Here is an 18890-nt window from a genome sequence, read left to right on the forward strand (position 1 = left end):
ATGGATATTTTTCGTGAAGCGGAAGGCGTCAATTTCGGAACATTGCCCGGCGCTGTCGACACGCTCCTGCAACAGGGCGTCGTCGCCTATCGCAGCGACAGGCTGCGCGCCGACCGGCTGTTTCGACAGGCGCTCGACCTCGCGCCCGAGGCGCTCGCCGCTTATTTATGTCTTTATAAAATCCATACTTACATGGGCAATCTGGAGGTCGCGCGGGAGGCGGCGCAGGACGGCCTGCGCGAAGCCGCGCGCCAGGCTGGCTGGCCGGCCGATCCGACGCTCTGGCCCAGGGGCCAGTCTCACGCCGACGGCCCGGCCCGCTTCGCGCTTTTCACCCTGAAAGCATTGAGCTTCATCGAGCTGAAACGCGGCGAGCGCGCCGCCGCGGACGCGCTGCTCGGCATTCTTGCCGAGGTCGATCCGACGGGCTCGGTCGGCTGGCCGGTCATCGCGTCGCTGGCGGAGGGCGCCGCCTGACGAAGGGACATTGCGTCGCAAAATGTCTCAAATCCGACGGGCGTCGCGACAGGCTTTCGCCTATATGATGATCGCGGCTGTCGGGCCGCGATTGTCATTTGTCAAAAGGCCCCCGTGTGAACGCGCCCTCGGTCCGTCTCGCGTCGATCGCCGCACCCGCCGCCCCTGCGCTGCTGCGCGTCGTCGGCTTGCGAAAATCCTATGCGACGCCGCAAGGGCCGCTGCCCGTGCTCACGGGCGTGAGCCTCTCGCTCGCGCCGGGCGACACATTGGCGCTCATGGGCGAATCCGGCAGCGGCAAGAGCACGCTGCTGCATCTCATCGGCGCGCTCGACCACGCCGATGACGGCGAGATTTTCATCGACGGAGTCGAGACCGCGCGTCTAGGCGAAACGGCGCGGGCGGCGCTGCGGCGGGAGACCATCGGCGTCGTCTTTCAGCAGTTCAATCTCATCGCGAGCCTCACCGTCGCCGAGAACCTCGCATTTCAGGCGCGGCTCGCCGGCCGTTACGATCCGCTCTGGCAGGCGCGCCTCGCCGCGCGCCTCGGGCTCGAACCGCTCCTCGCCCGCTACCCCGAGCAGCTTTCGGGCGGGCAGCAGCAGCGCGTCGCGGTGGGTCGCGCGCTGGCCGCGCGGCCGCGACTGCTGCTTGCCGACGAACCGACCGGCAATCTCGACGAGACGACCGGCGACGCCGTTCTCGGGCTGACGCTCGAACTCGTCGCCGAAACCGGTTGCGGTTTCCTCATGGCCACGCATAGCGCGCGGCTTGCGGCGCGCCTGTCGCGGCAGGTCCTTCTCGAAGCGGGGACGCTGGCGCCGGCATGAGGCAAACGCTTCTCACGCTGCTCGCCCTGATGAGCCACTGGCGCCGTCACAAGGCGAATCTGGCGACGCTGCTTCTCGGCCTGGCCATCGCCACGGCGCTGTGGAGCGGCGTGCAGGCGCTCAATGCGCAGGCGCGCAAGAGCTATGACAGCGCGGCGCGCGTCTTCTCGGGCGGCGAGACGCAAAACCTCATCGCCGCGCGTGGCGGTCTGTTCGATCAGGCGCTGTTCGCGCGCCTGCGCCGCGCGGGCGTGAAGGTGTCGCCGGCGCTCGAAGGCGCGCTGCGGATCGGCGACAAAACCATCCGGCTGATCGGCCTGGAGCCTGTCACGCTCCCGCGCGCGACGCCGCTCGCGAGCCTGCGCGAGAGCGGCGAAGCGACCAGCATCCTCACCGGCGAGGGACGCAGTTTCGCCGCGCCCGAGACGCTGGATGAGCTGCGTCTGCACGCGGGCGCGCGGGTCGTCACCGAGCGCGGCGTTCGGTTGCCGCCCGTCTCCGCCATCGACGCGGCGCCGCCTGGAACGATCGTGGTCGACATTGGCGTCGCGCAAAAGGCGCTCGACAAGCCGCAGCGCCTCTCGCGTCTGCTCGTTTCACGGGAGACGCCGCTCGACGCCCAACGCCTCGCCGATCTCGCCGGCGACGCCCTGCGCCTCGTCGAGCCCGACGAAGAGAACGATCTCTCGCGCCTCACCGACAGCTTCCATCTCAATCTGACGGCGTTCGGCCTGCTCGCCTTTCTCGTCGGCTTCTTCATCGTGAGCGCGTCCTTCGGCCTCGCCTTCGAGCAGCGCCTGCCCATGATGCGCACATTGCGCGCCCTTGGCGTTGCGGCGCGTCCGCTGGCGGCGGCGCTCCTTTGCGAGCTGCTTCTCTTCACGCTTCTTGCGGGGGGACTCGGAGTCGTCGGCGGCTATCTCATCGCCGCCGCGCTTCTCCCCGACGTCGCGGCGAGTCTCGAAGGCCTCTATGGCGCGGAGGTCTCGGGACGGCTCGCGCTCGACGCCGGCTGGTGGGCGTCGGGCTTCGCCATGGCGGGCGGCGGCGCGCTGCTCGGCGCGGCAGGCGGCCTTTTGAAGACCCTGCGCCTGCCCGTGCTCTCGGTTGCGCAGCCCATCGCCTGGCGCGAGGCGCATCAGCGCTATCTGTGGCGGCAGGCGGCGTTTGCGGCGCTGGCGCTCATCGGCGCCCTGCTCGCCTACCGCGCGGCCACGGGACTCGTCATGGGCTTCCTCGTCATCGGCTTCACCCTGCTCGCCGTCGCGCTCTTTCTCCCCGTCGCGCTCGCGGGCCTGCTGCACATCGGCGCGCGTCTGGCGCAACGCCCGCTCGCGCGCTGGTTCTTCGCCGACGGGCGGCAGGAAATCGCCGGCCTGTCACTGGCGCTCAAGGCGCTGCTGCTGGCGCTGGCCACGAACATCGGGGTCGGCGGCATGGTGGAAGGCTTTCGGCAGACCTTCACCGGCTGGCTCGACACGCGCCTCGTCGCCGAAGTCTATTACGAGGCGGCGACGCCCAGGGACGCGCAGGAGATCGCGGCATGGGCGCAACAGCGGCCCGAAATTTCCGCCATCCTGCCGGTCTGGCGCGCCCGGACGCGGCTCGCCGACTGGCCGGTCGAAATCATCGGCATGGCGCCGCATGAAACCTATTCCGCGCATTTCTCGCTGCTCGAACAGGCCCCGGACGTCTGGCGCGCGCTGCATGAGAGCGACGCGGTGCTGATCAGCGAACAGCTCGCGCGGCGGCTCGGCGCGCGCGTCGGTTCGGCGCTCGACATCCCGACATCACAGGACTCCTGGCGCGCAACCGTCGTGGGAATTTTCCCCGATTACGGCAATCCGCGTGGCCAACTCCGCCTCGATCACGACCAGCTCGCGCGGCGTTTCGCAGACGCCTCGGGCGTGCATTATGCGCTGCGCGTCGCGCCCGCGCATGTCGCGCAAGTGATGCAGGACATGCGCGCGCGCTTTGGAGCAAGGCTCGCGCGCCTCGTCGACAACGCGGAAATTCGCAGGATCTCGACCGGCATTTTCGAGCGCACCTTCACGGTGACCGCGGCGCTGAACACGCTGACCCTCATCGTCGCGGCCATTGCGCTGTTCGCCAGCCTGCTGACGCTCAGCAATCTGCGCATTGCCCATATCGCGCCGGTCTGGGCGCTCGGCGTCACCCGCAGGCGCCTCGCGGGCCTCGAACTGCTGCGCATCCTGCTGTTTGCGGCGGGGGTCGCGCTGCTCGCCATTCCACTCGGCCTGTTCATGACCTTCGCGCTGGTCGAGATCGTCAATGTCGCCGCCTTCGGCTGGCGGCTGCCCCTGCATGTCTTTCCCGCGCAATGGGCGGAGGTGTTCTGCGTGGCGCTGATCACGGCCCTCGCCGCCGCGCTCGTTCCTGCGATCCGGCTCGCGCGCAGCGCGCCGGTCGATCTCCTGCGGGTTTTCGCCAATGAAAGGTAAGGCGCTCACGCTCCTCGCCCTGTTGCTGCTGCCGTCGCTCGCGCAGGGGCAGGGCTACGCCGGCATGGGCGCGCCGGCGCCCGGCTTCGACACGCCGAAGCGTGGGACGCCCATCGTCTTCCCAAAAGATCACGGGCCGCATCCGACCTTCCGGACCGAATGGTGGTATCTGACCGCCAATCTCCACGGGATCGACGGCGCCGCCTATGGCGTGCAATGGACGCTGTTTCGCCATGCGCTGGAAGCGGGCTCGGGAACGGGTTGGGACGACCGCAACGTCTTCATGGCCCACGCCGCCGCGACCAGCGCGACGACCCATGTCTTCGCCGAAACCTCGGCCCGCGCCGGCGTCGGACAGGCGGGCGTCGAAGCGGCCCCCTTCAAGGCTTTCATCGACGACTGGGTGTTCGAATCTCTCGACGAGGCGTTCACGCAGGCGCGACTCGTCGCGTCGGCGCCACGTTTTTCCTATGCGCTGACGCTCACGCGCAACGGACCCTTCGTGCTCCAGGGCGACGCCGGCTTCAGCGAGAAGTCGCAGGAAGGGCAGGCGTCGCATTACTACAGCCAGCCGTTCTTCACGGTCGGCGGGCGGCTGACGCTCGACGGCCATGAGACGACCGTCACGGGCCGCGCCTGGATGGACCGCGAATGGAGCAGCCAGTCGCTCGCGCCGGATCAGAAGGGATGGGACTGGTTCTCACTGCATCTCGCGAGCGGCGACGAAGTGATGCTGTTTCGCTTTCGCGGGCGTCGCGACTATCTCTCCGGCAACTGGATTTCCCGCAGCGGCGAGACGAACCTCCTCACGGCGGAAGATATTTCGCTGGAGCCGCTGGCGCGGACGGCGATCGGCGAGAAGAAGCTGCCGACGCGCTGGCGCGTGCGGGTCAAAAGCCGGGGCCTCGACGTCGAGGTCGCGCCGCTCAACGAAAAGAGCTGGATGGGCGCCGCTTTCTCCTATTGGGAAGGCCCCATCGTCGTTTCCGGTTCGCACAGCGGCGAGGGCTATCTCGAACTGACGGGCTATTGAGTTCCGGACGCGCCCCGCCCGTTGCGCAAGTCTGCGAGGAAAGCCTCGACGGTCTCGAAAAAGACGCTCGGCGGCGCAGCGAATGATCTTCCCGCCATGCGGGACAGGGCGGCGGCGCGGCGGCGTGAGCCGGGCTCGGCGTAATCGCGCACCGCCTGACGCCAGCCGGGGCCGTCCAGCGGATCGAGATAATCTGGCGCGTCGCCCGCCGTCTCACGAAAAACGGCGAGGTCGGATGCGATGACCGGCGCGCCGCAGGCCAGCGTCTCGACGACGGGAAGGCCAAAACCCTCGCCAAAAGACGGCATCAACAGCGCGCGCGCCCCGGCGATCAGGCGGCGCAGACCCGGCGTCGACAGCCCGCCCGCCTCGATGACGGACGCGCGCAAGGCCGGCGCGCGGCTCATCATGTCGACGACAGTTTCGTTCAGCCAGCCGCGCTTGCCGACGACGACGAGCTTCGGCGGACGCGCGGTCCGCGCCAGTTCGCGCCAGACATTGAACAGCAGCAGATGATTCTTGCGCGGCTCGATCGTCCCGCACACCACGAAATAATCGGCGCCGGCCAGTTCCTCGGGCGGAGCCTGCGGCAGGGTGAAGACAGGCGCCGGCGGCAGAGGCGCGACGCGGACGGGCAGGTCGTGGCGGCCATTCTCGGCCGCGAAGCGCTCGAAGCGCCGCGCGACCGTCTCAGACGCCGCGAGGACGCCGGCCGCCCGCCGGCAGATGGCGCGGTTGCGGCGCGGATGCAGCGCCGCCTCGCGGGGCCGGAAAAATTCCGGATGATCGACCTGCAGCAGATCATGGACGAAGGCGACCATGCTCACATCCGGCCGCGCGGTCAGCCAGTGCACATACCAGGGCCGGTCGAGGAGAAATTGCGTCGCGTTGAGATAGACCGCGCCCGCAGGCGCCGCCGTCGGCGGGCGGCCCAGCCGTAGACCCCAGTCGAGCAGCGCCCGGCCATTCCGCAAGATCTGCTCTCCGGCGGGCCGTCGCGCGAGACGCAAGGGGCGCCGCGCGGCGTCGTACGGGGCGGTCAGCGCGGCGACGAGCGCAAGATAGACGGCGTCCCGCGACACATCCGCGTCCTCGCGCCAGAAGGCTTCGATGGCCGCGATGGCGGCGAGCGCATCGTCGCGGTCCGCCAGGCGCGGCCCCAGCGCCGCGCAGGCCAGAGGCGTCGCGCCGGCTTCGATGAAATGCCGGGCAAGGGCGAAATCCACCCGGTCAATGCCATTGGGCGCGAGATTGAGCCCGCGCGTGACGAGGCGGGTGACGTCATAAACAACCGCGGGGCCGCTCAGCGGCATCTCGCGGGGTCCTTGCGGCATCTCCACGCGCCGAGCGTCTCATTGGCCTCGCGCACGGCGCGCTCGGTCTCCTTCTCGAGGCAGGCGCGATAAGTGAAGACCGAGCGGACGTAGAGCTGCACGTCTTCCTCGCACGTCCCCGTCGCGGCGGGCGCATCGACGCAGGCGGGCTTCAGGGGCGGGGCGCAAAAGCCGAAACCGACGCCCTCTCCGGCGACGCCAGTCGAGAGGAGCGCGGCGCCTCCCGCGTGAAACAGAACTTGCGTCAGCGTCAGCCGGCGTCTGGCGTCATTTTGCAAAACCATTCGACGGCGTCTCTCACAGCGAGCCGCGCCGGCCGCGTTTCATAGCCAAGGTCGCGCCGCGCCTTGCCGTCGTCGAAAAACATCCGCGTGCGGGACATCCTCAGGCTGTCGCAATGCAGGAAGGGTTCGTAGCCCATGAGCCGCGCCCCCCATTCATTGACATAAGCCAGAGGCATGAGCGGTCCCGCCGGCAGTTTGAATCGCGGCGGCGCGCGGCCGGTGACGCGGGAGATTTCGGTCAGAAGGTCGCATAAAGTCAAGTTCTCGCCGCCGAGAATATAGCGCTCGCCGATGACGCCGCGCGCCATGGCCGCGATATGGCCCTCCGCCACATCCTCGACATGCACGATATTGAGGCCCGTCTCCACATAGGCGGGCATGGCGCCGCGCACGGCCTCCGCCACGAGACGGCCTGTCGGAGTGGGCTTCACATCGCCCGGCCCCAGCGGCGCCGCCGGACAGACGATGACCGCGGGCAGCCCTTCCTTCTCGATCATCTCCTCGACCAGGCGCTCGGCGACGATCTTGCTCTGCTTATAGGCGCCGATCGCCTTGTCGGGGGCGAGCCGGTTGACCTCGGTGCAGACACGGCCATTGGCCGCGGCGAGAGTCGCCACGCTGCTCGTGTGAACGATCCGCTCGACGCCGGCGCGCAGCGCCTCGCGCATGACGATCTCGGAGCCGGTCACATTCACGTGAAAAACGGGAGCCGGGTCCGGCGCCCAGAGCCGGTAATGCGCGGCGACGTGAAAGACATATCGCACGTCCCGCATCGCCGCGCGGACGCTGTCCTGATTCGTGACGTCGCCCGGCGCGATCTCACAGTCGTCGGGAATGTTGTCGCGCGGGCTCGATGGGCGCGCCAACGCGCGCACCCTATGGCCCTTTGCAATCAGGAGCTTGGCCAGGGCGCCGCCGATGAAGCCACTCGCGCCCGTTACTAAAACAAGACCGTCTCTATTCATTTTCCCAGCGCCAACCCCATGTCGAAGTCGAATGGCGCTATGACGACACCACAACCCGCCGCCGCAAGTCTACAGATGGTTGTAACTCTTGGCGAGCGTCGCCGTTTTTGGGCCTCGCCCGCTGAACGCAGCGGGACGCCTCTACCGCGCCGCCGGCTGCGGCAACTCGCTTTCGGCGGCGGCCTCGCGCGGCGGAATGACGGCTCTGGACGCCTCGCTGAGGCGCTCTTCGCGCCGCAAGCGGCTCAAGTCGCCGCACACGACGCCCATGAAGGCGAGGAAGGTGCAGGCGGACATCAGGCCGATCGCCAGATCCAGCCCGACGAAGGAGCCGATCTGCGCAGTCGTCAGGCCCGGCCCCCAGGCGGCCGCGAACAGCGCCCAGCCGGCGACAAGAAGGCGAAACTCCGTTGCGCCCATGCCCCCGTAGGACAGGCGATGCACGCTCTCGGTCACCACCCGGAGATAGGTGTAGGAGCTCATCAGCAAATAAAGCGACAAAACCAGCAACGCCGAGGGGATGGTGAAGAAAGGAGACAGGCCCAGCCCGACGATGATGAGCGTGTGGGCGATGAGATCGGCGGAATGATCGATGAAATAGCCGTAATGCAGCCGTTCGATCTGGCGGTAGCGCGCGAGCGTGCCGTCGAGCGAATCGCCGAACCAGTTCAGGAACAGCCCGCCCACGACGAGGATGAGGCCGCCGTATGACCAGCGGCACGCCAGGAACCCCAACGCCGTGAGGCCTGCCCCGACAAGGCCGAGCGCCGTCAGGCGGTCCGGGGTCGCGGCCGCCGGCAGACGGCGCACCAGATCTGCGAGAATCCGTCGCTCCGCGGCAGCGAGAAAACTATCGTTGATTCTGAGGCAGGCCAACGAAGACTCTCCCGGATGAATACCGCGATTCCGCGCAATGAAGGAAGCGTGAGTCTTAGCCGCGCTATTGTCAAGATCAAGATGCGGCCTCGGAAAAAACAACCTCCGGTTGTTTGCGCGTCCCATCAATGCGCGATGCGGCCGATCGCATAGGCCTGGACGGCGGGCTGCGCGACGGTCTGGATCAACTGCACCACTTTGCCGATCTCGGCGAGCGGGGCGTTCGAGACATAGATGATGTCTTTGTCGTGCATCGCGAAACGGCGCGCCGCGAACAGCGCGCCCGGGTCACGCATGTTCAGGTGATAGGCGACGGGAGCCATCTGCTCCGCAGGAAGCCGGTGGGGCGCATTGGCGAAGCCCCGGACGACCTCCGCCGGCTCATAGCGCAGAACGAAGAGACCATTGGCGTCGGCGCGATTGTCGTTGAGTCCGCCCGCCTTGCCGATCGCCTCGTCCAGCGCCACGCCGCGCGCGTCGAAGGGAATCACCGCATTGACGCCGGTGGCGCCGGCGACCGTGAAGGTCTGCGGCCGGCTCTCAACGGTCAAGATGTCGCCGGCGCGGATGAAGATATTCTCCGAAGGATTGGCGAGCAGGGCCTGCAAGGGCGCCCGCGCCGTGCGACCGCCGCGCGTGAGGCTGATGAAGGTCTCGTGCACCGGCGAGCGATACCCGCCGGCGGCGGCGATGACGTCCAGAAGGCGGTCGCCGCGCGCGCTGAGCGGCACGCGCGCGCCATTGGCGACCTCGCCGGTCACGGTCGCGGTATTGCTGATGTTGCGGGAGATGTTGACGAGCGCCTGCGGCTCGATCGCCTTCCCCTGGAGACGCTCGACGACGGCGGCCTCGACCTGCTGCTGCGTGCGCCCCGCCACCCGTATGCGTCCGGCGTAAGGCACTGTGATCGAGCCGTCGCGCCCGACGGTCTGCTCGGGGATCAACGAGGATCGCGCGCCGGGGCTGACATGGCCGCCGTCGCTCGCGGAAAACAGACCGCCCGACGCCGCCTCCCAGACCGTGACCTGCAAGGAGTCGCCCACGCCGATCACCTGCGTCGCCGAGGGCCGGTAATCTCCGAAAAACCCTCGCAAGGTGGCCGGGGGCCGCCGCGCGAGCCAGTCCAGGGTCCGGTCGTCGATCTCGACCCAGACGAAGGGCGCGGCCCCTCTCTCATCCGTCCATGTCGCCCCCCCCTCGACCATCTGGTCGCGCGAGGGGCCGCTGGCGGGCGTCAACCCGCATCCGGCGAGGACGGCCGCCAGCGCGAAAAGCACGAATGTGCTGGCAAGGACATGGCGCGACGATTTCAAGGCAGCTCCGCGAAAGGGCGAGGTAACGCCGTAACCTAAAACTTGACTTTTGAACTAACAGTTAAGGCAAGGCTGATCAAGTTGCGACCAAGTTGCTGGGACGGTTCATTTTTTGTTGATGATTGCTCGAAGGTTGGGCCTACGGCTCCCGCCCCGGCGCCGCCGCGATCCTGCGGCCGTCGAGGACCAGCTTGCCGACGAAGCCAAGGATCGCGACCCCGGCGAGCGACATGACCGCAATGTCGACGGCCGGCAATGCGTCGTCGCGCATGGCGGGAAGATCGACGGCGAGGGCGAAGAGCGGCCAGAGGGCGAGGAGCAGCCGAAACTCCGTCACGCCAATTCCGATGAAGGCCATCCGTTCGGCGCGCCGGGCCGCGGCGCGAATATAGACATAGGAAGAAAAGAGCAGATAGCAGAAGAGGATGATCGTGGCCGACCGGACCGTCAGGAAGGGCGATCCGCCATAGGCGAGAATGAGCAGCAGGTGCGAGAAGATTTCGCACAGATGATGCGTCATGCCCTCCGCTGACGTCTCGCCGCCCCGCCGCTGGCGGGCGAGCGGGAGATCGACGGACAGGCCCAGCCAGTTGACGCCCATGGCCGGCGGCACGACCCAGACAAGCCAGCGCCAATGCGACGCGGCCATGAGGGCGGCCGCCGCGACGACCGCGCCAACCGCCCCGACCAGGGACATTTGGACCGGCTCGACGTCGCCGGGCAGCGACGCCGCCAGCCATGACGTCATCCGCCTCTCGCTCGCGCCCAGGAGGGTTTGAGCGGGTTGAGGCGACGCCCCGGTGAGCCACTCCAGAATTGCATGCATCGCCATCGCTGCTCCGCTCAGCGCTTCTGCGGCCCCCTCCCCCTCCGGCCGCCTCGCAATGGGGCCGCCGGGCGGGTTATCATCGGCTCAGGCGCGGCCTAGACTGTCAAGTCGAAGCTGTGGGCGCAAGAGGGGCCGAAAATGGGCGACAAGGTTCTGGTGTCGAAGGAAGACGGCGTCTTGCGCCTCGCGTTCAACCGGCCGGAGAAGAAAAACGCGCTCGACCGCGAGACTTACCTCATCCTTGTGGACGCGCTGGAGCGGGCGGGCGGGGACCCGGGCGTCAGCGCCGTCGTTTTCTGCGGCGCGGGCGGCGACTTCACGGCGGGAAACGACCTGGCGGATTTTCGCGACTTTCTGGACACGCCGGGGGACTTTCCGGCGCTGATCTTCGTGCGCGCGCTCGCCCGCTTTGAAAAGCCCATGGTGGCGGCGGTCGCCGGCGACGCCATTGGCGTCGGCACGACGATGCTGTTCCATTGCGACCTCGTCCATGCGGCCCCGGAGGCGCGCCTGCGCATGCCCTTCATCGATCTCGGTCTGGTGCCGGAGGCCGGCGCGAGCCTCCTTGTCCCGCAGCGGCTCGGCATGGCCCGCGCCTCGCAATATCTCTTGCTGGGAGAGCCCTTCTCCGGGGAGGAGGCGCATCGGCTCGGCGTGGTCAACGGCCTCGCGCCCGCGGAACGGGTTCTTGATTCGGCCATGACGGCCGCCCGGGCGCTCGCGGCCAAACCGGCGGAGGCGGTTCGCGCAACCCGCAGGCTGCTGCGCGGCGACCCGGCGGCGCTGGTCGCGCGCATCGACGAGGAGGCCGCGCTCTTTGCGAAAGCGCTGGCCTCGCCCGAGACGCGCGCCCGGCTCGCCGCCTTTTTCGCGCGCTGAGACCTACCCTTCGAGATTGGCGTAATTCACGAGACGCGACGCCCGCACGAGGATGTGCCGCATCTTCTCGCCCGAGCGCTGACAGGTCTCGGTCAGCCGCGCCATGTCGGCCGGCGGGCCGTCCCGAAATTGCAGGCGCACGGACGCCACGCTGGCCAGGGCAATCACGTCGAGCTCCGCGACGAAGGCTTCGAAGCGTTTGCGAAACGTCGGGCTCAGCACTTCATACGCGGCAAGCGCCGAATGGCGGCCCGGCAAGGCCGATTTGCGGAAATATTCCTGATAGCTCACCGGGCGCCAGACGCAGAGGTCTTCATAAAGCTCCGGCATGACCGGGAGCTGCTCGAGGATCATGACCAGCTCGTTGAACAGATTGAGATAGTCATTCGCCAGACCGGATATCGGACTGACGAGCGGTTTGGAGTAGCTCTCCTCCGCCGCCGACGCGTCGACCGGCTCCACAAACTGGGTCTCAAGAGTCATTATCGCCCCACTCCGCTTTCAAGCGTGAAGTTGACAATAAATGTCATAAAATTTCCTTGCCGCCCGCCCGCCTCCCGGTCTCTTGCGAATGAGGCGCGGGCCAAACAGATGATTTCAGGCTATGGTTGCATCTCGCAAATGAGGATCACGCCGCATGTGCGGACGCTACGCGCTCACCTCGCCCCCCGAGGCGATCCGGCAACTGTTCGGCTATCCGGAGGCGCCGAATTTTCCGCCCCGCTACAATATCGCGCCGACACAGCCGATCCCCATTGTGATCGCGGGGCGCGAGGGTGGAGCGCCGACGCGCCGGCTCATGCTGGCGCGCTGGGGCTTCCTGCCGGGCTTCGTCAAGGACCCGCGCGATTTTCCCCTCATCATCAACGCGCGGGCGGAGACGGTCGCGGAGAAGGCGAGTTTTCGCAACGCCCTCAAGCGGCGCCGCTGCCTCGTGCCGGCCGACGCCTACTATGAATGGCTGAAGCTTTCGGCCGGGCGGCGCGTCGAGCGGAAACCCTATCTCTTCCGCCGCGCCGACGGCGCGCCGATGGGGCTTGCGGGATTGTGGGAGACCTATAACGGGGCTGACGGCGCGGAGATCGACACGGCCTGCATCCTGACCACGCAGGCCAGCCTGGCCACGGCGGCGGTTCACGACCGCATGCCGGCCATTGTGGCGCCGCAGGACTTCGCCGCTTGGCTCGATTGTGACGGGGTGGACGCGAAAGAGGCCGCCGCGCTGCTGAAACCGGCGCCCGAGGACGCGCTCGACTTCTTCGCGATCGGCCCGGAGATCGGCCGCGTCACGAGCGACGGCCCGCACCTTCAGGAGCCGCTCGCCGGCGCCCTCTTCAGCGAGAGAGCCCCGACCTGAGTCCCGCTTTCGCGGGGAGAGGGAGCCTGGTCGCTGAGCATCAAAGCGCCGGGCGCGTTCCCCTCCCCCCGCGGGGCGAGGGATCAGACCGGGATGTGCTCAGAGCAGTTTTCCGGGATTAAGCACGCCCCTGGGATCGAGCGTCTGCTTCAGCGCGCGCATCACATCGAGCGCGACCGGAGTCTTCACCCGCGCCAGAAGATCGCGCTTGAGCTGGCCAATGCCATGCTCGGCGGAAATCGACCCGTCGTATTCGGCGACGAGCCCATGGACGATCTCATTCATCTCGTCCCATTGGGCGAGAAAGGCCGCCTTCTCGGCGCCCGGCGGCTGTGAGACGTTGTAGTGCAGGTTGCCGTCGCCCATGTGGCCGAAGGGAATGGGCCGCGCCTGCGGAAAATGCGCGGCGATGCGACGTCCCGCCTCCTCCAGAAACGCCGGAATGCGCTCGATCGGCACGGAAATGTCGTGCTTGATGGAGCCGCCCTCGCGCTTTTGCGCCTCCGACATGCTCTCGCGCAGGCGCCACAGAGCCGCCGCCTGATCGAGCGACTGCGCAAGCATCGCGTCGCGCGCGTGACCGGCGTCCAGCGCCTCCGTCAGCGTTGCAGCCACGACGCGCTCCGCCTCGCCTTCCGAAAAGCCGGCGATCTCGATGAGCGCGTACCAGGGATGGGGCGCGTCGAGCGGATCGCGCGCGCCGGGGATGTGACGCAGCACCAGCTCCAGCCCGATGCGCGACATGAGTTCGAACGCCTGCAGGCCCGGCCCCGCGTGGTCCTTCACGAAATTCAGAAGCGCGAGCGCCTTGCCCGGATCATCGAGGCCCAGGAACGCGACGGCGCGCGAGCGCGGGTGTGGAAACAGCTTCAGCGTCGCCGCCGTGATGACGCCCAGCGTGCCCTCAGAGCCCACGAAAAGCTGGGTGAGATTGTAGCCGGTGTTGTCCTTGCGCAGTTTGCCAAGCGTCGACAAGAGCCGCCCGTCGGCAAGCGCCACTTCGAGCCCCAGCACAAGATCCCGCGCGGCGCCATAGGCCAGCACATGCACGCCGCCGGCGTTGGTGGCGAGGTTGCCGCCGATCGTGCAACTGCCTTCGGAGGCGAGCGACAAGGGGAAATAGCGGTCGACGGATTCGGCGACATCCTGGGCTCGCGCGAGCGTCACCCCCGCTTCGAGCGTCATGGCGTCCGAGGCGGGATCGACCTCGCGCACGCGATCGAGTCTTTGCAGGGACAGCAGGATCTGGCAGCCGCTCGCGTCCGGCGTCTGCCCGCCGACGAGTCCGGTGTTTCCGCCCTGTGGAACCACGGCGACGCCCTGCTCGTTGCAAAGCGCGAGCAAGCGCGCAACCTGCGCCGCGTCAGAGGGTTTCACGACAGCAAGGGCGCGGCCATGATAGAGGTCGCGCGGTTCGGACAGGAAAGCGTCCATATCCGCCGGGCCAGAGATGACCGCGGAAGCTCCGACGATCGCCCGCAGGCGATCGTAGAGGTCGGGCGCACGAGACCAAGCACTCTGAGACAGAGAAGCGCCCTCTCGAATGGCGGCCCGTCAGTAGCGACGACGGGCGCGCGAGTCCTTCTTGCGAGCGTAGACGTAAGCGCGCGCGGCGGAGGGCGCGCTCGCGAGGACGATGCTACACAATGTTGCGGCGATCAGCGCATTCATCATGACTATCTCCTTCCAGTTCGGGAGACCGTCGAGGCCCCCGTCTACACCGGACCATCTCGCAAATCCTATGCCTGATTTTAAGCTTCGGCAACGGCTTTGCCATTCGCCCGGTCGAATCCCTCTTTGTTTTTCCTCCGTTGAGATATTCTCGTCACAGGTCCGTTACCGAAAAATTAAGGGATTCACCCTAGAAGGCTCCGTTTTGGCCGCTTTTGGCCCTCCCCGCGCGAAAAAACCGCAACAATCTCGACATGGGGAGCGTAGCGGAACTGGTCAACCGGCGTGATGTTTTTTGCCGCGAAGCCGCCGTTGACCAAAATGGCGGCGTCCCGCGCGAAACTTTGTGCATTGCAGGAGACCGCGACAACCCGCCGCAGCGGCGAGCGGGCGATCTCCATGGCCTGCGTCGGCGCCCCGGCGCGCGGCGGGTCGAAAACCACACAATCAAAGGGGGCGAGCTCCTGCGCCGTGAGCGGCCGCGCGAACAGATCGCGCGCCGCGCCGCCGAGCGGCTTTAGTCCGGACGTCGCGCGCGCCCCCGCGCACATGGCGTCAACCGACTCGGCGGCGCTGTCGAAGGCGCTGACCCGCGCCTCGCGCGCCAGCCGGAGGGCGAAGGCGCCGACGCCGCAGAAAAGATCGGCGACGTTCCTGGCGCCTCGCGCCGCCTCCAGCACCAGCCCGCCAAGGACGTCCTCGCCCGCCTGCGTCGCTTGCAGGAAGGCTCCCGGCGGCAGGGGAACGCGGGCCGGGCCGACCGCGACGAAGGGCGCGCGCCGCAACGCCACGAGGCGGCCGTGGTTGGTCAGCCGCGCGAGGTCATGCGCGGCCGCCGCCTCGATCAGCGCCCCGCTTTCATGATCCTCCAGCGGCCCCGCGCCACGCAGCTCGATATCCATCCCCTCCAGCGTCGCCGTGACGGCGATGTCGAGCGGCTTGCCGCGCGGCGCGAGGACATGGGCAATCGCGCGGGCGGCCGGCAGCGCGCCGGCAAGTTCGGGCGCCAGCAGCGGACATGAGTCGATTTCGACGATTTCATGCGAGCGCGCGGCCATGAAGCCGACCCGCGCCTCCCCCCGCGCCATGCGGGCGTGGAAGGTCGCGCGCCGCCGGCCGGCGCCATGGGCGTCGATGACCGGCGCGACCGGAAGCGACAGACCGGCGTTGCGCAGCGCCGTCTCGACGAGCCCGCGCTTCCAGTCCGCATAGGCCTGCGCGCGCAGCGCCTGCACGGCGCAGCCGCCGCAATGGGCGTAATGCGGACAGACAGGCGCGACGCGGTCGGGAGAGGCGTCGACGATCTCGGCGAGCCGCGCCTGTTCGCCGGCGACCTCCGCGAGCACGGTTTCGCCCGGAAGCGCATAGGGCACAAAGACGCGCGCGTCGCCGTCGCGCGCGATCCCCTCGCCGCGATGGCCGAGGCGTTCGATGGTGAGGCGTTTCATGAGCAGCGTGTATCAGAAATCCGCGACCCGCGCCCCTTTTTCGCGGCTCGCGTCAGACACAGGCCTCGAGCGCATAGGCCTTGAGGAAGGCGGGATTTTTCCAAAGCCCGTGGATATAGGCGGTCGCGTCGCAGCCCTGTCTGCTCAGCCCCTCGACCACTTCCGCCCGATCCCTCAGCACGTTGCTCACGGCGTATTTGCGAAGCATGTCCAGCTCGCGCGGGCCGGCCCCTCTTGCAAAGGCGAGCGCCACGGCAGTCCTGACCTGAATCCGCTCTTCCCTGGAGGTTCTCGAAACGTCCAGCGGCGAGAAATGGAGCAGCTCCCTCAGCTTCGGCGCGAAGATCATCTTCGAGTTGAACGCCTCGATCAGATCGGGCTCGGCTCCCGCAAGGGCAAGAAAGCGCCGTGCGATCGCGTCTTTCTTGCCCTGCAAATGATTGCCGCCAAGAACCTCGTCGAGATTGTTCTTGAATTTGTCCGCGCGGATCGCGGGCGCCGCCGAGGGGAACTGTTCCATCTCGACGTCGAGTTCGGACAATTCGCCCACATCGACGCTTTGCAGCTCTCCGTCTGACGAACTGCCGGACGCCGTCCCATGGACGGAAGGGGAGTGACTCTGAGGGCCGCCAATGTGGATCCTGATGGAGCTCGAGTCGGACATGCTCTTGTTTCCGCAAAAAGCCGTGGTGGATCGGGTCTGCCGGGGCCATGCGCCCGCATGCGACCTCTCACCCTGGTGCAAATTTCAAGCCAGCGCGAACGTGACCTTATGGCTTCGCGGGAATCGGGGATAAGCGAACGGATCAGCATCGGATGCCGCCATCCGGGACAGCTTCGGGCGGACGCCCGCGCCGTTCTTTTGGCGCAGTGAGCGCGTCCGAGAGTTCGATCGAGACTCTCATGAAGTCGCTGAGGAAATGCGCGAGTTCCTCCTGCGAAAGATCCTCCGCGTCACGGGCGGCGGTGAAGACGAGCGCCCCCGCGCTGTCGAGCGCCAGGACGCCCGACGCCCGCTCCAGATTTGCGTTCATCAGGCTGGCGCGCAGGATCTGATCATCCGTGGCGCCTGATATGAGCGACGTCGTCATGCCAATGCGCGGGCGAAAGCCATCTTGCGCGGCGAACACGCAGCTCCGGTTTCCCGCATAGGAGAGCGTGAGCGCGCCCTGGCTGTCCAAGGTGAATTTCTTGCCCAGACAGCCGCCGATCCGGGTGAGCATCGCGCCGATGGTTTCTCGATTGGTGATCATTTTCTTCCGCGCCGCCGTTCAAACCGAAAGCCAGCCCATCAGGCTCTGATCCTGGTGAGGTGCGGCTCCTGCGTCCCTGAAGCCTCCGCCTGACGGCCGCCGGTCTCCACAATTCGAGCAAGGATAGTCCTCGCCGCCTCGACAAAGACCGCCACCGCTTCGCCAAGACCCTTGCCGCCATTCGCCCCAGGCCGATGTTTGGCGCGAAGCATCAGAACCTCCGTCTCGCGGTCCAGGAACAGGACGCCATCCGCGACGAGAGAAGGATCGACGTTGAGGCCCATCGCCTTTCTCAAGACAGCGCCCTGATCAGCGGCGGCAACCATCATCAGGGCCGTCTCGATCACGACCTCGGCGCGGCCGGGAGCAGGAAGGATGAAACACTCGTAGAAATCATCAAAGGGAATGATCAGCTTGCCGTCCACGACGTCGACGCCGATCTCGCGCCCAAGCTCGTCCAGCGCCGTTGATACACGATCCATTGCTCACTCCCTGAGAGCGCCGCGCGGGCTTTACGCGCCGGGCTTGGTTGTCGCGCCATCGTGATCGTCGACGCCCAGCTCGGAATTGATGCGCGCCTGCAAGGCGGGATCGGCCGGAGGAAGGGTTTTCATCTTTTCGATCTGCTGGCGCGCGAGCTCGACGATTTCACGCTCCCGCGCCGTCAGCTCGAAGCCAGCCGCGCCTGTTTCTCTCTTTTCGTCACCACTCATATCACCCTCCGCTGGCCGCTCCCCGCCGCGCCTCTCCCAAAATCCTTCACCGCCTGCTCCCCGTCAACTCACCTCTGTCATGACGATGATCGTATTCGGACCTGCCTCTTCCCTGGAGAGCACCTTGAAGTGTGTGCCGGGAGGAAACAGAATCCCGACGCCGTCCTGGGCGGCATTTTCGGAAAGTTCCGACACGTCCTTCCCATGCTCGCTACGGCAGACAAAAAAGGTGTTGCCTTTGAAGCCCGCGGTTGCGCTGGTGCTGGTGAAGGCGCTTTCCGTCACGATTTGCCCCGGCTGGTATTTTTCGAGCTGATGAGGCTCGAGATTGCCGCCACGCAATGTCAGCCCTTGCCAGTCCGGGAGTTGCGCAAGCGCAAAGACGCCCACTTTCACAATGCTCGCGCAATAGCCCGTCATGGCTCCATTGGTCCGAAGCGCCGCGTTCGTCTCCTTATATCCATATATCCATCGCCACAATAGGCGGTGACAGACCGAAAACTCCGTTCATCTTCAGATTTGTATTCACTGCCACGCTCGCCCACGAAATTGACGGCCTTATTCTTGTGAGTTGCCTCGAAATGCGCGAGATCCACCTCCTCGACAAAGTTCTGGCCAGGTGCGGGAAGCCTCTCCATGAACGCCCAGAAATCCAACCCTGGGCTGTTCAGTTGCGCCAGTGCGAATCTCGAGAACATCGGGTCCGCGTTTGCGTCCAGACTCGCCTTGAGCTTGCCGAGATCCTCCGTCGTCGCGCCATGTCCGAAAGCCAGACACAGGGCGCTGCGCGTCTCGAGGCGACGGGCGGCGTCCGGTTCGGTTTGTCCTTTATAACTCAGGAAGGGCCGCAGTTTCGCCGCCTCTTCTTCGTCGCCAACGCGCCGGCCGAAATTCTCGGCGACCGCCCCTCCCGCTCTGAAATTATCCGCGATGGACGCCTTTTTATTCAACACCGACACGATCAGATTCGACGGCCTCGCCGCGCCCTCCAAATGAGGCTCCGCTCCTCCGAGTTCAGCAGGTTCGACGCCGAGGTCGCCCAGCTTCTCAATCGCCGCATCCGTCTCATCCGAAACATTCTGACCGGTCTTATTGTAGATCTCGTCGATGACGCTCGATCTGTCGTAAAAATTCACATCCGTCATCGCGTTTGCTCCCCAGCCTTT

The 18890-nt window shown here is 66.8% G+C and carries 21 protein-coding genes; 6 read left to right on the forward strand and 15 right to left on the reverse strand.

Going from position 1 to position 18890, the window contains the following annotated elements:
* The 4 genes from ACR652_RS18805 (at position 1) to ACR652_RS18820 (ending at position 4802) form a co-directional block, all read left to right on the forward strand.
* Positions 1–477: a hypothetical protein gene (locus ACR652_RS18805; RefSeq protein WP_434508004.1), complete on the forward strand. Its 477-nt coding sequence runs from the start codon at positions 1–3 to the stop codon at positions 475–477.
* 116 nt (positions 478–593) lie between these two features.
* Positions 594–1307 carry an ABC transporter ATP-binding protein gene (locus ACR652_RS18810; RefSeq protein WP_434508005.1) on the forward strand — a complete coding sequence of 238 codons (714 nt, stop codon included), beginning with the start codon at positions 594–596 and terminating at the stop codon, positions 1305–1307.
* Positions 1304–3769, forward strand: coding sequence for an ABC transporter permease (locus ACR652_RS18815; protein WP_434508006.1), 2466 nt, complete (start codon positions 1304–1306; stop codon positions 3767–3769). Before ACR652_RS18810 ends, ACR652_RS18815 begins: the two co-directional genes overlap by 4 nt.
* On the forward strand, positions 3759–4802 hold the full coding sequence (locus tag ACR652_RS18820; protein ID WP_434508007.1) for a lipocalin-like domain-containing protein: 1044 nt from the start codon (positions 3759–3761) through the stop codon (positions 4800–4802). The genes ACR652_RS18815 and ACR652_RS18820 overlap by 11 nt, the downstream gene beginning before the upstream one ends.
* Here ACR652_RS18820 and ACR652_RS18825 read toward each other — a convergent pair.
* The 6 genes from ACR652_RS18825 to ACR652_RS18850 all read right to left on the reverse strand — a co-directional run bounded on the left by ACR652_RS18825 (position 4796) and on the right by ACR652_RS18850 (position 10406).
* Positions 4796–6136, reverse strand: a complete 1341-nt coding sequence (locus ACR652_RS18825; RefSeq protein WP_434508008.1) for a glycosyltransferase family 4 protein — start codon at positions 6134–6136, stop codon at positions 4796–4798. The genes ACR652_RS18820 and ACR652_RS18825 overlap by 7 nt on opposite strands.
* Positions 6106–6420, reverse strand: coding sequence for a hypothetical protein (locus tag ACR652_RS18830; RefSeq protein ID WP_434508009.1), 315 nt, complete (start codon positions 6418–6420; stop codon positions 6106–6108). Before ACR652_RS18830 ends, ACR652_RS18825 begins: the two co-directional genes overlap by 31 nt.
* Positions 6387–7385, reverse strand: coding sequence for a hopanoid-associated sugar epimerase (hpnA, locus tag ACR652_RS18835; RefSeq protein WP_434508010.1), 999 nt, complete (start codon positions 7383–7385; stop codon positions 6387–6389). The genes ACR652_RS18830 and hpnA overlap by 34 nt, the downstream gene beginning before the upstream one ends.
* 141 nt (positions 7386–7526) lie before the next feature.
* The gene (locus ACR652_RS18840; protein ID WP_434508011.1) at positions 7527–8261 is read right to left on the reverse strand and encodes a CDP-alcohol phosphatidyltransferase family protein; all 735 of its coding nucleotides are present in this window, start codon (positions 8259–8261) and stop codon (positions 7527–7529) included.
* Positions 8262–8386: 125 nt separating this feature from the next.
* The gene (locus ACR652_RS18845; RefSeq protein ID WP_434508012.1) at positions 8387–9574 is read right to left on the reverse strand and encodes a polysaccharide biosynthesis/export family protein; all 1188 of its coding nucleotides are present in this window, start codon (positions 9572–9574) and stop codon (positions 8387–8389) included.
* Positions 9575–9713: 139 nt separating this feature from the next.
* Positions 9714–10406, reverse strand: coding sequence for a hypothetical protein (locus ACR652_RS18850; protein WP_434508013.1), 693 nt, complete (start codon positions 10404–10406; stop codon positions 9714–9716).
* Positions 10407–10541: 135 nt separating this feature from the next.
* Here ACR652_RS18850 and ACR652_RS18855 point away from each other — a divergent pair, with 135 nt between their 5' ends.
* Positions 10542–11282 (forward strand): enoyl-CoA hydratase-related protein, encoded by a 741-nt coding sequence (locus tag ACR652_RS18855; protein ID WP_434508014.1) that lies wholly within the window; start codon positions 10542–10544, stop codon positions 11280–11282.
* A 3-nt stretch (positions 11283–11285) separates the two neighbouring features.
* Here the strand turns inward: ACR652_RS18855 and ACR652_RS18860 are convergent, their stop codons facing one another.
* Positions 11286–11765 (reverse strand): hypothetical protein, encoded by a 480-nt coding sequence (locus ACR652_RS18860; protein WP_434508015.1) that lies wholly within the window; start codon positions 11763–11765, stop codon positions 11286–11288.
* Between the two features lie 154 nt (positions 11766–11919).
* On the opposite strand from ACR652_RS18860, the gene ACR652_RS18865 reads away from it, so the two are divergent.
* Complete coding sequence (locus ACR652_RS18865) at positions 11920–12639, forward strand: SOS response-associated peptidase (RefSeq protein ID WP_434508016.1); 720 nt, start codon at positions 11920–11922, stop codon at positions 12637–12639.
* Between the two features lie 99 nt (positions 12640–12738).
* On the opposite strand, the gene ACR652_RS18870 is transcribed toward ACR652_RS18865, so the two are convergent.
* The 8 genes from ACR652_RS18870 to ACR652_RS18905 form a co-directional block, all read right to left on the reverse strand.
* Complete coding sequence (locus ACR652_RS18870) at positions 12739–14073, reverse strand: FAD-binding oxidoreductase (protein ID WP_434508017.1); 1335 nt, start codon at positions 14071–14073, stop codon at positions 12739–12741.
* A 422-nt stretch (positions 14074–14495) separates the two neighbouring features.
* On the reverse strand, positions 14496–15758 hold the full coding sequence (locus ACR652_RS18875) for a class I SAM-dependent RNA methyltransferase (protein WP_434508018.1): 1263 nt from the start codon (positions 15756–15758) through the stop codon (positions 14496–14498).
* 52 nt (positions 15759–15810) lie between these two features.
* Positions 15811–16422 (reverse strand): hypothetical protein, encoded by a 612-nt coding sequence (locus ACR652_RS18880; protein WP_434508019.1) that lies wholly within the window; start codon positions 16420–16422, stop codon positions 15811–15813.
* Between the two features lie 142 nt (positions 16423–16564).
* Positions 16565–17011 (reverse strand): CesT family type III secretion system chaperone, encoded by a 447-nt coding sequence (locus tag ACR652_RS18885; protein WP_434508020.1) that lies wholly within the window; start codon positions 17009–17011, stop codon positions 16565–16567.
* 38 nt (positions 17012–17049) lie between these two features.
* The gene (locus tag ACR652_RS18890; protein ID WP_434508021.1) at positions 17050–17493 is read right to left on the reverse strand and encodes a CesT family type III secretion system chaperone; all 444 of its coding nucleotides are present in this window, start codon (positions 17491–17493) and stop codon (positions 17050–17052) included.
* A gap of 30 nt (positions 17494–17523) precedes the next feature.
* Positions 17524–17724, reverse strand: coding sequence for a hypothetical protein (locus tag ACR652_RS18895; protein ID WP_434508022.1), 201 nt, complete (start codon positions 17722–17724; stop codon positions 17524–17526).
* 63 nt (positions 17725–17787) lie between these two features.
* Complete coding sequence (locus ACR652_RS18900; protein WP_434508023.1) at positions 17788–18144, reverse strand: hypothetical protein; 357 nt, start codon at positions 18142–18144, stop codon at positions 17788–17790.
* Positions 18141–18716, reverse strand: a complete 576-nt coding sequence (locus tag ACR652_RS18905; RefSeq protein ID WP_434508024.1) for a hypothetical protein — start codon at positions 18714–18716, stop codon at positions 18141–18143. Before ACR652_RS18905 ends, ACR652_RS18900 begins: the two co-directional genes overlap by 4 nt.
* Between the last annotated feature and the right edge of the window lie 174 nt (positions 18717–18890).

Source organism: Methylocystis sp., from assembly GCF_051061225.1.
In the GTDB taxonomy this organism is placed as follows: Bacteria; Pseudomonadota; Alphaproteobacteria; order Rhizobiales; family Beijerinckiaceae; genus Methylocystis.

What these genes read in the sequence shown, in the direction of transcription:
- ACR652_RS18860 (WP_434508015.1), bottom strand. Translation starts at nt 11,765, where the DNA reads ATGACTCTTGAGACCCAGTTTGTGGAGCCGGTCGACGCGTCGGCGGCG.
- ACR652_RS18850 (WP_434508013.1), bottom strand. Translation starts at nt 10,406, where the DNA reads ATGGCGATGCATGCAATTCTGGAGTGGCTCACCGGGGCGTCGCCTCAA.
- ACR652_RS18900 (WP_434508023.1), bottom strand. Translation starts at nt 18,144, where the DNA reads ATGACGGGCTATTGCGCGAGCATTGTGAAAGTGGGCGTCTTTGCGCTT.
- ACR652_RS18805 (WP_434508004.1), top strand. Translation starts at nt 1, where the DNA reads ATGGATATTTTTCGTGAAGCGGAAGGCGTCAATTTCGGAACATTGCCC.
- ACR652_RS18890 (WP_434508021.1), bottom strand. Translation starts at nt 17,493, where the DNA reads ATGGATCGTGTATCAACGGCGCTGGACGAGCTTGGGCGCGAGATCGGC.
- ACR652_RS18870 (WP_434508017.1), bottom strand. Translation starts at nt 14,073, where the DNA reads ATGGACGCTTTCCTGTCCGAACCGCGCGACCTCTATCATGGCCGCGCC.
- ACR652_RS18880 (WP_434508019.1), bottom strand. Translation starts at nt 16,422, where the DNA reads ATGTCCGACTCGAGCTCCATCAGGATCCACATTGGCGGCCCTCAGAGT.
- ACR652_RS18895 (WP_434508022.1), bottom strand. Translation starts at nt 17,724, where the DNA reads ATGAGTGGTGACGAAAAGAGAGAAACAGGCGCGGCTGGCTTCGAGCTG.
- ACR652_RS18855 (WP_434508014.1), top strand. Translation starts at nt 10,542, where the DNA reads ATGGGCGACAAGGTTCTGGTGTCGAAGGAAGACGGCGTCTTGCGCCTC.
- ACR652_RS18875 (WP_434508018.1), bottom strand. Translation starts at nt 15,758, where the DNA reads ATGAAACGCCTCACCATCGAACGCCTCGGCCATCGCGGCGAGGGGATC.
- ACR652_RS18885 (WP_434508020.1), bottom strand. Translation starts at nt 17,011, where the DNA reads ATGATCACCAATCGAGAAACCATCGGCGCGATGCTCACCCGGATCGGC.
- ACR652_RS18830 (WP_434508009.1), bottom strand. Translation starts at nt 6,420, where the DNA reads ATGGTTTTGCAAAATGACGCCAGACGCCGGCTGACGCTGACGCAAGTT.
- ACR652_RS18865 (WP_434508016.1), top strand. Translation starts at nt 11,920, where the DNA reads ATGTGCGGACGCTACGCGCTCACCTCGCCCCCCGAGGCGATCCGGCAA.
- ACR652_RS18815 (WP_434508006.1), top strand. Translation starts at nt 1,304, where the DNA reads ATGAGGCAAACGCTTCTCACGCTGCTCGCCCTGATGAGCCACTGGCGC.
- hpnA (WP_434508010.1), bottom strand. Translation starts at nt 7,385, where the DNA reads ATGAATAGAGACGGTCTTGTTTTAGTAACGGGCGCGAGTGGCTTCATC.
- ACR652_RS18825 (WP_434508008.1), bottom strand. Translation starts at nt 6,136, where the DNA reads ATGCCGCAAGGACCCCGCGAGATGCCGCTGAGCGGCCCCGCGGTTGTT.
- ACR652_RS18820 (WP_434508007.1), top strand. Translation starts at nt 3,759, where the DNA reads ATGAAAGGTAAGGCGCTCACGCTCCTCGCCCTGTTGCTGCTGCCGTCG.